The organism is Pseudomonas sp. S37, assembly GCF_016658545.1.
Taxonomy (GTDB): Bacteria; Pseudomonadota; Gammaproteobacteria; order Pseudomonadales; family Pseudomonadaceae; genus Aquipseudomonas.
In genome coordinates, this window is sequence record NZ_JACVZC010000154.1 from 1 (window position 1) to 12,672 (window position 12,672).

Genomic DNA, 12,672 nt, shown 5'->3' on the forward strand with positions numbered 1-12,672 from the left:
CTGCGCAGCCCATCCGACCGGTCCGGCGCCCCGGCAAGGCCGCTCCTACAACAATCCGCGGAGGTCAGACATGCCCACTGCTGTTGACGATCCGCAGGCACAGCGCCTCATAAGGGTCCAGGTTGACCAGCAACCGGCCATCCTCGGTGAGGTCGCCTTCGACGGTTTCATTGATCATGTCCACTACCGGCCCCGGTGTGAACCCGCTCAACAGCAGCTCCTCGGCAATCACTTCCTGGCCAAAGTTCAGCGCACTGATCTGGATACCGCGCCCGGCCGGCAATTCATGCACCATCACCAGCAACCCCGGGCTGCTGACCTCGGGCACCAGCACCTGACGGCTGGTGGCAATGCCGTAGGCCTGGCGCACCGCAAGCAGCTTCTTCACCTTGCAGGCGAACGAGTCGCCGTTCTCCAGCTGGCTGTCGAGGCTGCCATACAGCGCCCGGGCACGCGGCATGCCGCGCACCGACATATCGGCGTGCGGGTCTAGCCCGGCCAGGTCATAACCGCCACGGTGAATCCAGCGGGTATCGCCGTCCAGCATGCGTTCGGCCACCGCCTCGGCGGGCAAGGGCAGGGCGCCGACCAGGTCCCAGCCGGACAACGCCACCACCCCGGGCTGCATGGCGTTGTACATGACCAGCAGCAGGTGCACCTTCTGGATCAGCTCGACATCAGCCGCAGCAATCTGTTCAAGGTCACGAATGCCCAGTGCGGCAGCGATCAGGCTGGCGGTGGTGCAGGCGATGCCATTGGTGACGAAGCGCAGGTTGTAGGGCGCATGCTCGCCCGACAGCCGCTCGTAGATTTCCTCGCGGATATGTTCGCGCAGGATCCCGCCAGGTAGCGTCTGCCCCTTGTACAGGTACATGTCATGGGCGTGCAGGGTCCAGAAGTGCACCAGCTCGACGGTCAGCTCGTCGTGGTTCTGCAGGGCGTGGATCAACGAAGCCGGGTCGATGCCGAAGGCGTGCATTTCCTTGAGCATCAGGCGCAGGAATTCAGTGTCTCCGGTCAGCAGTGCATGCTGGTAGGCCGGGCGGGTGATGAAATCGTAGGACAGGTCGGCGCCGCCTTTGGACATCTGCGCGATGTCGTCGAGGGTCAGGTTCAGTTCCTGGAAGCTGAAACCGCCGGCCTTGCGGATCATGCCGCCGATCAGTTGGTTGCCGACGATCGACAGCGGGTGGCTCTCCGACCAGGCAGTGCCGCTGGCGCGGGTTTCCACGCCGAGAAAGCCGTTGGCGTCCAGGCGCAGGCCGCGCGCACCCAGGCAATCCAGGGCGTGCAGCGCGTCGCCGATGATCATCTGCTGGGCGGCGAACGTCGGGTCCAGCCAGTTCAGCGATGGCTGGCCTTCCTTGAAATAGTGCAGGTAGACCCAGCGCCGGGTCTTGCCGTCGACGCCCGTGATCGGCGGCGTGGCGCTCCAGTCGGTTTCCTTTACCCCCGGCTCGAAGAAGATCACCCGCTGCAATTGGCCGACGATGTAGTGGCGGGCCTTGAGCTCGTCGCACTGGGCCGGCAGCAGGTTGACCGCATCGCGGCCGGCCGGCACTTCGGGCAGCAACGGCCAGTCTTCCTCGCGAATCTCGACCATGTGGTACAGCCCCGGGTAGGGCCCGTAGGCCATCTCGGCCAGGCGGAAGTCGGCGCCCTTGCCGGTGTGCGAAGGGATCAGGTCGTCGATGGTTACCGCATTGTGTGCCGCGGCCATGCGGCTCATCTGGACCAGCTCCGGCTCGCTACCGTACAGCGGGTCGATGTCGAAACTGATGCGGTCGAAGTTGCCGTCGATGCTGGGGGTAAGCTCACGGCCGCGAATGCCGCCAGAGCGCTTGATCGGGCCGGTGTGCAGGCCCTGGATGCCGATTTCCGACAGGCGCTTCCACAGCGCCTCATGGGCCAGTGCGCCGAGCACCGAGCAGCCGTCGGGGGCGATGATCGCATCGGGGTAGACGGTCAGCCAGACCGAGGCGATTTCCGTGGCGCGGCGAGGCTGCGCTTCGGCGTAGGGTTGTTGCCACAGCCGCGACTGGCCTGAGTACAGGCTGGTGCGGTCCTGGGAGGCCTTGAGCATGGCGCGGTCTTCGAGCCATTTGACGTATGACGGGTCGGGCTGGGTCATTTCGCGTCCTCTTTGCGTGTCGGCACCGGCTCAGGTTATGACGGCTGTGGTGGCTGATGGTTCGGTGGAGAACTGTGATGGCCTCTTCGCGGGTAAACCCGCTCCCACAGGACCCCACAATTTTCAGACCTGTGGTAATCCTTGTGGGAGCGGGTTTACCCGCGAAGAGGCCCGACCTGCAAACACACCCTCAGCGCCGAGCCGACAACTGCTGCGGCGCCAGAAACGCATCATGGAAGTAATTGCGCACCGCCTGCATCGCCGGGCTGAACGCCCGTTCCCGGTGCCAGGCCAACCCCACGCTCATCGGCGTCACCGGGTCGCTGATGGTCACTGTCTCGATGCGCTTGCCTTCCAGCGACCAAGGCCGATGCACAAGGTCCGATAAGATCGCCACACCACTGCCATTGGCGACCATGCTGCGCACGGCCTCCACCGAACTGGTCCGCACCCGTACGCTTGGCCGTTGCCCTGCCTGTTCCCAGTACCGCATGGCACTTTGCTCGGCTTCATCCACCGTCAACAGGATGAACGGCTCACACGCCACATCGGCCAGGCTCACCGCCGAGCGCTCGCACAGCGGGTGATGCCCGGGCAACCACAGCCGGCGCTCGGAGTTGAACAGGGTTTCCGAAACAATGTCCGGGTGGGTGAGGTTGGCGGTGAGCACCACCGCCATGTCGAAACGCCCCTCCAGCAGGCCTTGCTCGATGGCGCTGCGCTCCTGCTCGTAAAGCTCCAGGGTCACGTCCGGGTGCCAGTGCTCCAGGCGCTGCAAATGGTGCGGCAGGAAGTAGCCGATCACCGTATAGCTGGCTGCCAGGCGCAGCAAGCCACTGGCGCGCACGTCCGGCAGCGGGCTGTTCAAGGCATCGTCGACGCTGCGCAGGATGACGTATGCACGGTTCAGAAAATGCCGGCCAGCCTCGGTCAGGCTCATGCCCTGGGCCGAGCGCTGGAACAGCAGTACGCCGAGCATTGCCTCCAGTTCCTTGATCGCCGTGGTAACCGCCGACTGGGAAATGTTCAGGTGGATCGCCGCCTGGGAAATCTGGCCGATTTCGGCAGTGGCGACAAAGTAACGGACCTGGCGCAGGGTGAGTGACACGGTAGGCTCCCAAGGTATCTGTTTTTCCGAAGACACCCTATCTTTTTATAGATCTTCCCAAGGGGGTGCGGAGAATCTAACGTGGCTTGCATGCAGCCACAAGTGCCAGGAGATGCCGCAATGCAAGCAGTGGATTTCAACTCGGACATGGGTGAGGGCTTTGGCCCGTGGACGATCGGCGACGGCGTCGACAACGAGCTGATGGGCTACATCAGCAGCGCCAACATTGCCACCGGCTTCCATGCCGGCGACCCGGGCACCATGCGCCGTACCGTCGAGCGGGCCAAGGCGCTGGGGGTTGCCGTGGGTGCACACCCGGGCTTCCGTGACCTGGTCGGCTTTGGCCGCCGGCACATCAATGCGCCGGCTCAGGAACTGGTCGACGACATGCTCTACCAACTCGGCGCCCTGCGTGAAATGGCCCGTGCCCAAGGGGTGCGCCTGCAACACATCAAGCCGCACGGTGCGCTGTACATGCACCTGGCGCGCGATGAGGAGGCCGCGCGATTGCTGGTAGAAAACTTGCGCGTCGTCGAGCCTGAGTTGCTGCTGTTCTGCATGCCCGGGTCGGTGATCTGCCGCATTGCCCAGGAACTGGGCCAGCCGGTGGTTCGCGAGTTCTATGCCGACCGCGAGTACGACCTGAGCGGCTCGATCGTGTTCACCCGCAATGTGCGGGGCTACCAGCCACAGGCCGTTGCCGAGCGTGTGTTGCGCGCTTGCCAGCAGGGTGTGGTGCGCACGGTTGAAGGCCAGGACCTGGCCATCGCGTTCGATTCCATCTGCCTGCACAGTGACACCCCGGGCGCACTCGACCTGGTCGAGGCCACGCGCAAGGCGCTGGACATGGCCGGCATCGTGGTGCGTGCGCCACGTTGAGTGAGGCATCTGGCGGATACAAGCCGGAGCCTGTGTATGTAGTTTTTGCCTGCCTTTCTATAAAGATTCCAAGAAAAGGAACAGTCATGGCCGAATCGCTTGCTACAACCCCCATCCGCTACAGCTTCGGCGCAGACGAACACCTGTTTGCCGAAGTCAGCGAGAGCATGTCGCTGGAAGCTTTCTTCAAGGGCATGGCCGTCACCCGCGCGGTGGAGCGGTTGGCCCTGGACGGCGTGCTGGATGTGTGCCTGGCCAACGCCTCGTTCCAGATCCGCTTCGACCCTGACCGCATTGCCCCCGCAGCCCTGCTGGACGCCGTGCGCGGCGCCGAAGCGCAGGCGGTGGCCGAGCGTTCGCTGCATACGCGGATCATCGAGATCCCGGTGCTGTACAACGACCCCTGGACCCACGAAACGCTGATGCGTTTTCGTGACCGCCACCAGGACCCGGCCAGTACTGACCTTGAGTACGCCGCACGCATCAATGGCCTGGCCGATGTCGAGGCGTTCATTGCCGCGCACAGCGGCGCGCCGTGGTTCGTGTCGATGGTCGGCTTCGTGGCCGGCCTGCCGTTCATGTTCCAGATGGTCGAGCGCGAGCGGCAGTTGCAGGTGCCCAAGTACCTGCGCCCGCGCACCGACACCCCCAAGCTCACCCTCGGCCATGGCGGTTGCTTCGGTTGCATCTACTCGGTGCGCGGAGCCGGGGGCTACCAGATGTTCGGCGTTACCCCGGCGCCGATCTACGACCCGCAGCAGACCTTGAATTACCTCAAGGAGCACATGGTGTTTTTCCGCCCGGGTGACATCGTGCAGTTCAAGCCCATCGACCGCCGTGCCTATGACCAGGCGGTGGCGGATGTGGAGGAGGGCCGCTTCGACCTGCGTATTCGCCCGGTGGAGTTTTCCCTGGACGCCTTCCTCGCCGACCCGGTCGGTTACCCGAAAACGTTGCAGGAGGTGCTGGCATGATCAAGGTACTCAAACCGGGCCTGGCGACTTCCGTGCAGGACCTTGGCCGTGAAGGCTACTACCACCTGGGCATTCCGCCGTCCGGCGCGCTGGACCAGTATGCGCTGAGCGCGGCCAACCACCTGGTGGGTAACCCGGCGGGTGCGGCAGGGCTGGAGTGTGCGCTGGTGGGGCCGGAGCTTGAGTTTCAGCAGGATGCGCTGGTGGCCGTATGCGGTGCGCAGATGCCGGCGCTGCTCGATGGCCGTGAACAGCGCCCGGACACGGCGTTTGCCGTGCGTGCCGGGCAGGTGCTGCGGTTCGGCTTTCCTACGGCTGGCGCGCGGGCCTATCTGGCCGTGGCTGGTGGTATCGATGTGCCTGAGGTGCTGGGTAGCCGTTCGACCTACGCGCTGGGGGCCCTGGGAGGCTTTCATGGGCGCAAGTTGATGGCCGGCGACTTGTTGCCGGTCGGTATGCCCAGTGGCAAGACCCGCGCTGGCGCAAGCCTGCCGATGGCCTTGCGCCAGGCCTTGGGCGGTGAAGTAGTGCTGCGGGTGGTGCCGGGGTTGTACTTCCACCGCCTGACCGAGGCTGCGGCACAGAGCTTTTTCACCCAGGCCTGGACCGTCGGCTCTGAAGCCGACCGCATCGGTTACCGCTACAAGGGCGGCAGCGCCTTGAGCTTCCAGCCGCGGGAGCAGCCGTTCGGTGCCGGCTCGGACCCTTCGAACATCGTCGACAGCTGCTACCCGATCGGCTCGATCCAGGTGCCGGCCGGGCTGGAGCCCATCATCCTGCACCGAGATGCCGTGTCGGGAGGGGGCTACGCCATGATCGGCACGGTGATCAGCGCCGACCTGGACCTGATCGGGCAGATGCAACCGAACCAGCAGGCGCGCTTCCTGAAAGTGAGCATGGAGCAGGCGCTGGAGGCGCGGCGTTCGTACAAGAAAAAGCTCGGCTGCCTGGGCAGGCTGTTCGGTGCATGAGCGGGTTAACCCGCGAAAGGGCCGGTCCTGCCGGCCAATGACCACCGGCTGTTCACCGTTGCCGCCGCTACCGTATTCGCGGCGGTTCGACGCCTCGATGAACCCGCTCCTACATGGGCCGCACGTTCGTTGTAGGAGATCGCCCAGCCCTTTGGGCTGCGCTGTCGCGCAGAGAACTGAGTTCGCAAGCGGTCCGCATACCCTGTGGGAGCGGCTTTAGCCGCGAAGAATCCAACGCGGTGCATGGCACCGGCTGCGCCGGTGTTCGCGGCTGAAGCCGCTCCCACAGGGTCCCTGCTAATTCGGTGAGTTATGTGCAGTTCTATGAGAGCGGGTTTACCCGCGAAAGGGCCGGTCCTGCCGGCCAATGACCACCGGCCGTGCACCGTTGCCGACGCCATCGCATTCGCAGCGGTTCGACGCCTCGATGAACCCGCTCTCACAGTCCGCGCATAAAAAAGCCCCGCAAACCAAGGCCTGCAGGGCAAACGGTTGGGGGAGGAGCCAACCAAAGGAGTCGTTGAAACGGGGTGTATCAGCGCGCGCTGGCCACGGTCTCCGGTTGCCAGCCGCCGCCCAGGGCCTTGTAGATCGAGACAATGCCGCGGTACAGCTCGACCTCGCCCTGGGCCTGCGCGTCTTCAGCGCTCAGCCGCTCACGCTCGGCATCGAGCAGCACCAGGTAGTCCACCGTACCCTCGCGATAACGAATCGACGCCAGTTCCGCCGCCTTGCGGCTGGCATCGCTCTGGCGCATCAGCGACAACAGCCGCTGCTGGGTCTTGTCGTAATCACTGAAGGCGTTGGCCGATTCTTCCAGGGCCAGCAGCACTTGTTGCTCGTAATTGGCCAGCGCCCCTTCGGCATCGGCCTTGGCCCCGCGCAGGCGGGCGCGCACGCTGCCCAGGTCGAAGGCCGCCCAAGTGATGCTTGGGCCCAGCGCCCAGGCATTGGCCGCCGAAGAGCCAATCTGCGAACCACGCGCGGCGGTAAAACCGAGGAAGCCGCTGAGGCTGACGCGGGGGAACAGGTCGGCGGTGGCCACGCCAACGTTGGCCGTGGCGGCTGCCAGCTGGCGTTCGGCGCTGCGGATGTCCGGGCGGCGACGCAGCAGTTCGCCCGGGTCACCTACCGGCAACGCCTTGGCGATGGCCGGCAAGGCCTTGGGCGACAGGTCTACGCTGAGCGCGTCGGGGCGCTGGCCGAGCAGGGTGGCGATACGGTGCCGCGCCCGCGCCTGTTCGGCCTGCAGTTGCGGTACGGTAGCTTCCACCCCGGCCAGGCGGGCATCGGCCCGCACTACGTCAAGGTCGTTGCCCACGCCGGCATCACGCAGGGTTTCGGTAATGGTGCGCGATTCCTGCTGGGTCTTGAGGTTGGCCAGGGCGATGTTCTCGCGCAGTTGCGCGCCACGCAGCTGCCCGTAGGCATCGACCAGCTCGGCAATCAGGCTGACCTGCAACTGCTGCAGGTCGGCGGCAGCCACCGCCTCCTGGGCTTCGCTGGCTTCGATCTGGCGCTGGATGCGGCCGAACAGGTCAAGCTCCCAGGCCATGTCCAGGCCCAGGTCGTAGCGTTCGCTGTTCACCCGCTGGTCAGTCTGGCCGGGGACCTGGCCCTTGCCGATGTCGCTGCTGGCGCGGCTGGTGACCACCGGGAACTGATCGTTCTCGGCGTCCTCACGGATCGAGCGTGCCGACTTCAGGCGGGCGAAGGCCACGCGCAAGTCACGGTTGCCGTCCAGCGAGGCCTGCACCAGCTGGTTCAGCACCGGGTCGTCGAACTGCTTCCACCACAGGCTCTCGAAACGGCTACGGTCATAGGCCTTGGCCTGTACATCGCTGCTCAACTGTGCAGGCTCGGTGGTTGGGGCCTGGTAGTCCGGGCCTACTGCACAGGCCGCCAGGGCCAGCGCGAGCAGGCTTGGGGTCAGGGGTTTGAGCAATTTCATGCATGCTTCTCCAGCACTGGCGCGTGTTCGGCCTTGCGGGCCTGACGACGCTCGACGAAACGGCGAATCAGGAAGAAGAACACCGGGGTCAGGAACAGGCCGAACACGGTCACGCCGATCATCCCCGAGAACACCGCCACACCCATGGCATGACGCATTTCGGAACCTGCACCGGAGCTGAACACCAGTGGCACCACACCCATGATGAAGGCGATCGAGGTCATCAGGATCGGCCGCAGACGCAGGCGGCAGGCTTCCAGTACCGCTGCCAGCGGGTCGAGGCCCTTGGCCTGTTCATCCTTGGCGAATTCGACGATCAGGATCGCGTTCTTGCACGCCAGGCCCACCAGTACGATCAGGCCGATCTGGGTGAAGATGTTGTTGTCGCCACCCGACACGATGACCCCGGTGATGGCCGACAGCAGGGTCATCGGCACGATCAGGATCACTGCCAGCGGCAGGCTCCAGCTTTCGTACTGGGCCGCCAGTACCAGGAAGGCCAGCAGCACGCACAGCGGGAACACGAACAGCGCGGTATTGCCCGAGAGGATCTGCTGGTAGGTCAGGTCGGTCCACTCGAAGGTCATGCCGTTGGGCAGTTCCTCTTTCAGCAGCTTCTCGATTGCCGCCTCGGCTTGGCCGGAGCTGTAGCCTGGGGCAGCGGCACCGTTGATTTCAGCGGTGATGAAGCCGTTGTAGTGCATCACACGGTCCGGCCCGGAGGTGTCGCTGACCTTGAGGAAGGTCGCCAGCGGGATCATCTCGCCGAGGTTGTTGCGCACCTTCAACTGGCCGATCTGCTCGGCATCGAGGCGGAACTGCTGTTCAGCCTGGACGTTGACCTGGTAAGTCCGGCCAAAGCGGTTGAAGTCGTTGGTGTACAGCGAACCCAGGTAGACCTGCAGGGTGTCGAAGATATCGTTGATCGCCACACCGTGGGTCTTGGCCTTTTCCCGGTCGATGGCGGCATCGACCTGCGGCACGTTGACCTGGTAGCTGGTGAACAGGCCCGCCAGCTCCGGCACGTTGTGGCTCTTGGCGATGATGTTCTGGGTTTCCTTGTACAGCGCTTCGTAACCCAGGTTGCCACGGTCTTCGATCTGCAGGCGGAAGCCGCCGATGGTGCCCAGACCTTGTACCGGCGGTGGCGGGAAGATCGCGATGTAGGCGTCCTGAATGTCGGCGAACTGGGCGTTCAGCGCGGCAGCAATGGCTGCAGCCGACTGGCTCGGGTCCTTGCGCTCGTCGAACGGTTTCAGCGGGGTGAACACGATGCCGCTGTTCGGGCTGTTGGTGAAGCCGTTGATCGACAGGCCAGGGAAGGCCACCGAGTCAGCCACACCAGGTTGCTTGAGGGCGATTTCGCTCATGCGCTTGATGACCGCCTCGGTGCGGTCGAGGCTGGCGGCGTCAGGCAGTTGGGCGAAGGCCACCAGGTACTGCTTGTCCTGGGCCGGCACGAACCCGGTCGGGGTGGACGAGAAGCCCAGGTAGGTCAGGCCCATCAAGCCGGCATATACGAACAGGGCGATGCCGCTGGAGCGGATGACCCGGCGCACGCCGCCGACGTAGCTGTGGCTGGCGCGGTCGAAGAAGCGGTTGAACGGCGCGAACAGCCAACTGCCCAGCAGTTTTTCCAGCACCCGCGAGAAACGGTCCTTGGGCGCGTGGTGGTCCTTGAGCAGTACCGCAGCCAGGGCGGGCGACAGGGTCAGCGAGTTGAACGCCGAGATCACCGTGGAAATGGCGATGGTCAGGGCGAACTGCTTGTAGAACTGCCCGGTCAGGCCGGAAATGAACGCAGCAGGTACGAACACGGCGCACAGCACCAGCGCCGTGGCGATGATGGGCCCGGTCACTTCACTCATGGCTTTTTGCGTGGCTTCCATCGGCTTGAGGCCAAGCCCGATGTTGCGTTCGACGTTCTCCACCACGACGATGGCGTCATCCACCACGATACCGATGGCCAGTACCAGGCCGAACAAAGACAGCGCGTTTAGCGAGAAGCCGAACAGGTGCATCACCGCAAAGGTGCCGATCAGCGATACCGGCACGGCCATCAGCGGGATGATAGAGGCGCGCCAGGTCTGCAGGAACAGGATCACGACCAGCACCACCAGCACCAGGGCTTCGAACAGGGTATGTACCACGGCCTCGATGGAACCGCGGACAAACACGGTCGGGTCATAGACGATGCTGTAGTCCATGCCTTCGGGGAAGTCCTTCTTCAGATCGGCCATTTTCGCCCGCACTTCATCGGAGATCTCGATGGCGTTGGAGCCTGGGCGCTGGAAGATCGGGATGGCCACCGCTGGCTGGTTGTTCAGCAGCGAGCGCAGGGCGTACTGGCTGGAGCCGAGCTCGACCCGGGCGATGTCTTTCAGGCGAGTGATTTCGCCATCGGCACCGGCGCGGATGATGATGTTTTCGAACTCTTCCTCGTTGACCAGGCGGCCTTGGGTGTTGATCGACAGTTGGAAACTGGTCGAGCCGGGGGCGGGCGGGGCGCCCAGCTGGCCGGCGGCGACCTGGCGGTTCTGCTCACGGATGGCGGCCACCACGTCGCTGGCCGTCAGGTTGCGCGAAGCGGTCTTGTTCGGGTCCAGCCACACGCGCAGCGAGTAGTCGCCCATGCCGAACAGCTGCACATCGCCGACACCGCCCAGGCGTGCCAGCTCGTCCTTGATGTTGAGGATGGCGTAGTTGGACAGGTAGAGCATGTCGTAGCGGTTGTCCGGCGAGGTCAGGTGCACGACCATGGTCAGGTCGGGCGAGGCCTTGTCGACGGTGATACCGATACGGGTCACTTCCTCGGGCAGCTTGGGCTGGGTACGGGTGACGCGGTTCTGCACCTGCACCTGGGCGTTGTCCAGGTCGGTACCCAGGGCGAAGGTGATGGTCAGCGTCAGCTTGCCGTCAGCGGTGGACTGGGAGGACATGTACAGCATGTTCTCCACGCCGGTAATGGCTTGCTCCAGCGGCGCGGCGACGGTTTCGCCGATGACCTTGGGGTTGGCGCCCGGGAAGTTGGCGCGCACCACCACGGTCGGCGGTACCACTTCGGGGTATTCGCTGATCGGCAGCTGGAACAGCGAGATCGAACCCGCAATCAGCAGCACCAGTGACAGCACCGCGGCGAAGATCGGCCGGGTAATGAAGAATTTCGAGAAGTTCATCGGTGTGGTCCCTTAACCGCGTGGCGCCTGGGCGCTGGCGACTTTCACATTGTTGCCCGCCACCTTCGGCGCCGGGTTGCTGGCCTCCAGGGCCTGGCGCTGCTGGGCGAGGGCGGCGAGGGTCTGTTCGCTGGCCATGGCGGTTTCTTCCGGAGTGACTGGCGAACCAGGGCGCACGCGCTGCAGGCCCTTGACCACGATGCGGTCGTCCTTGCCCAGGCCGCTGCGCACGATGCGCAGGCCTTCCAGCTTCGGCCCCAGCTCGACGGCGCGGTAGGCGGCCTTGTTGTCCTTGTCCATGACCAGTACGAACTTTTTGCCAAGGTCGGTGCCCACGGCTTCGTCGTTGATCAGCACGGCGTCGTACTGGGCACTGCCGACCAGCTTCAGGCGCGCATACAGGCCCGGGGTGAACTGGCCGTCGCGGTTGTCGAACACCGCACGGCCACGGATGGTGCCGGTGCGCGGGTTGACCTGGTTGTCGACGAAGTTCATCTGGCCCAGGTGCGGGTTGCCGGTTTCGTTGGTGAGGCCCAGGTACACCGGGGTGCTCTGGCCGCGCTGGCCTTCACGCGCCAGCTGGGTGTACTTGAGGTACACGCGCTCGTCGGCGTCGAAGTAGGCGTAGACCTTGTCGGTGGAGACCACGCTGGTCAGCGGCGTGACATCGGCGCTGACGATGTTGCCGGCGGTGAACTCGGCGCGGCTGACCCGGCCGCTGATAGGCGCGGTGACGCGGGTGAAGCTGAGGTTCAGGCGGGCCAGGTCGAGCTGGGCCTGGATCGCATCGACCCCGGCACGGGCTTCGGCGGCGGCGCTGCTGCGCGATTCGGCCAGTTCGGCGGAAATGGCGTTGCTGTCACGCAGGCGCTCGCCACGGCGGGCTTCGTTGGCGCTGCGGATGGCGGTGGCCTTGGCCTGTTGCAGCTGGGCTTCGAGGCGGCGTACGTCGGCCTGGAACGGGCGCGGGTCGATCTGGAACAGCAGGTCGCCTTTCTTGACCTGGGCGCCTTCAGTGAAGGCCACCTGGTCGATCTGGCCCGAGACCCGTGGGCGCACTTCAACGGTTTCCGGGGCTTCGAGGCGGCCGGTGAACTCGTCCCATTCGTTGATCGGTTGCTCGATCACCTTGGCCACGGTGACTTTGGGCGCGGCGGGAGCCTGCACGGCGTCTGGGGTTCGACCGCAAGCGCTGATCACCACCACTGCCAGGGCAGCGAGGGGGAAGCGCAAGGGTTTGAGAGATTGTTCCATGGAGAACTCCGCCAATGTATTAGTAGTGGGCGGAGTGTGAGTGTGTTGCGCGTGAGGCACGAATCGAACGGGACGAAGGTTAATATCACGCTGAATGATATGTGTGGATCAATCATCGATTGGAGGCATGGTTGGGGGAGGGCAGAAGGTGTTCGTCACGGCATTTGCAGCGCCTGGAAGATCGAGCGCCGCCCGCGCGGCGCTTCGCGGCTAAAGCCGCTCCTACGT

8 protein-coding genes are annotated in these 12,672 nt (G+C 64.7%); 3 read left to right on the forward strand and 5 right to left on the reverse strand.

The window, feature by feature from the left end:
* Nucleotides 1–64 precede the first annotated feature (64 nt).
* Together treS and IAE39_RS27205 are read right to left on the reverse strand one after the other, a co-directional pair.
* On the reverse strand, nt 65–2,131 hold the full coding sequence (gene treS / locus IAE39_RS27200; RefSeq protein WP_201207581.1) for a maltose alpha-D-glucosyltransferase: 2,067 nt from the start codon (nt 2,129–2,131) through the stop codon (nt 65–67).
* A 190-nt stretch (nt 2,132–2,321) separates the two neighbouring features.
* Nucleotides 2,322–3,239 carry a LysR family transcriptional regulator gene (locus IAE39_RS27205; protein ID WP_012272494.1) on the reverse strand — a complete coding sequence of 306 codons (918 nt, stop codon included), beginning with the start codon at nt 3,237–3,239 and terminating at the stop codon, nt 2,322–2,324.
* Nucleotides 3,240–3,359: 120 nt separating this feature from the next.
* Between IAE39_RS27205 and IAE39_RS27210 the strand changes: the two genes are divergently transcribed.
* The 3 genes from IAE39_RS27210 to IAE39_RS27220 all read left to right on the forward strand — a co-directional run bounded on the left by IAE39_RS27210 (nt 3,360) and on the right by IAE39_RS27220 (nt 6,063).
* On the forward strand, nt 3,360–4,118 hold the full coding sequence (locus IAE39_RS27210) for a 5-oxoprolinase subunit PxpA (RefSeq protein WP_201207582.1): 759 nt from the start codon (nt 3,360–3,362) through the stop codon (nt 4,116–4,118).
* Between the two features lie 86 nt (nt 4,119–4,204).
* On the forward strand, nt 4,205–5,092 hold the full coding sequence (locus IAE39_RS27215) for a 5-oxoprolinase subunit B family protein (protein WP_201207583.1): 888 nt from the start codon (nt 4,205–4,207) through the stop codon (nt 5,090–5,092).
* Entirely contained in the window at nt 5,089–6,063 is a 975-nt protein-coding gene (locus IAE39_RS27220) for a biotin-dependent carboxyltransferase family protein (protein ID WP_201207584.1), read from the forward strand. Before IAE39_RS27215 ends, IAE39_RS27220 begins: the two co-directional genes overlap by 4 nt.
* Before the next feature lie 535 nt (nt 6,064–6,598).
* On the opposite strand, the gene IAE39_RS27225 is transcribed toward IAE39_RS27220, so the two are convergent.
* The 3 genes from IAE39_RS27225 to mexE are packed head-to-tail and all read right to left on the reverse strand — an operon-like array spanning nt 6,599 to nt 12,444.
* The gene (locus IAE39_RS27225; RefSeq protein WP_201207585.1) at nt 6,599–8,014 is read right to left on the reverse strand and encodes an efflux transporter outer membrane subunit; all 1,416 of its coding nucleotides are present in this window, start codon (nt 8,012–8,014) and stop codon (nt 6,599–6,601) included.
* Entirely contained in the window at nt 8,011–11,190 is a 3,180-nt protein-coding gene (locus tag IAE39_RS27230; protein ID WP_201207586.1) for an efflux RND transporter permease subunit, read from the reverse strand. The genes IAE39_RS27225 and IAE39_RS27230 overlap by 4 nt, the downstream gene beginning before the upstream one ends.
* A 12-nt stretch (nt 11,191–11,202) precedes the next feature.
* Entirely contained in the window at nt 11,203–12,444 is a 1,242-nt protein-coding gene (mexE, locus tag IAE39_RS27235) for a multidrug efflux RND transporter periplasmic adaptor subunit MexE (protein WP_201207587.1), read from the reverse strand.
* Nucleotides 12,445–12,672: the final 228 nt, after the last annotated feature.

Coding starts and splice junctions, on each gene's coding strand:
- mexE (WP_201207587.1), bottom strand. CDS start 12,444: ATGGAACAATCTCTCAAACCCTTGCGCTTCCCCCTCGCTGCCCTGGCA.
- IAE39_RS27225 (WP_201207585.1), bottom strand. CDS start 8,014: ATGAAATTGCTCAAACCCCTGACCCCAAGCCTGCTCGCGCTGGCCCTG.
- IAE39_RS27220 (WP_201207584.1), top strand. CDS start 5,089: ATGATCAAGGTACTCAAACCGGGCCTGGCGACTTCCGTGCAGGACCTT.
- IAE39_RS27210 (WP_201207582.1), top strand. CDS start 3,360: ATGCAAGCAGTGGATTTCAACTCGGACATGGGTGAGGGCTTTGGCCCG.
- IAE39_RS27230 (WP_201207586.1), bottom strand. CDS start 11,190: ATGAACTTCTCGAAATTCTTCATTACCCGGCCGATCTTCGCCGCGGTG.
- IAE39_RS27215 (WP_201207583.1), top strand. CDS start 4,205: ATGGCCGAATCGCTTGCTACAACCCCCATCCGCTACAGCTTCGGCGCA.
- treS (WP_201207581.1), bottom strand. CDS start 2,131: ATGACCCAGCCCGACCCGTCATACGTCAAATGGCTCGAAGACCGCGCC.